Annotated in this window: 1 protein-coding gene; it reads right to left on the minus strand. The window is 39.8% G+C overall.

Going from position 1 to position 729, the window contains the following annotated elements; genetic code table 11:
• Window positions 1-533: 533 nt before the first annotated feature.
• Window positions 534-729: hypothetical protein (locus ASU03_RS21685; RefSeq protein WP_231731663.1), on the minus strand; the 196-nt coding region annotated here is incomplete at its 5' end.

Here is a 729-nt window from a genome sequence, read left to right on the forward strand (position 1 = left end):
CTCCCTGTGTTATTTTTCCGTTATAAATATTCACTTGCGTCTCAAGCCCTCACATTATATTTTTTTTGAATTGGCTGAGCGCTGAGCGTAGTGGTCGCGTGAATTTAATCTGTCGCAGATGTCGTTCTACATCCAGATCCAGAAATACCCATTGAATTGCAGGTTAGCTAATTCACCTAACCGCAACTACAACTATCATTGCAAACGACAGATTTAATAGAACTTAGTACACGACGATTTCAAAAGTTTCAGAAGTTAACGTTTGCAATCGACAATATAACTGGCCGGTGAAGCTAGTCAACTTATGTTACAAATTGGTTTCAAGTAAAAATTATTAGCAATTCGAAAAACATACCATAACCCTAAGAGCCTCGTAGTTAAATGTTATATTTATTAGCCCTGATGGGCCTTACGTTAATTTTGTATTTTTTTCGCCCCGCGGTACTCTTAATACCCGTCTGGACAACCTTGACTCCTAAGGCACTCTTGCTTTTGGATACCCCCTCAGTGCCGGCAGTTAGCCTATACAAATTTTATTGCCTGGCCCTGATGGGCTCATATTTCATACGCGTCATGTGCCACGAAAAAACAAAATCATATAAAAAGCCTTTCAGTAGGGCTTTCATAGCTTTAGTGATCCCCTCCATAATCTCAGTGATTACAAACATAACATCTAACAACGCTGGAATTCTAACACTGACGGCCTTTTTTATTGAGGTCGTAATGCCC

The organism is Colwellia sp. TT2012, from assembly GCF_001440345.1.
Lineage (GTDB): Bacteria > Pseudomonadota > Gammaproteobacteria > Enterobacterales > Alteromonadaceae > Colwellia.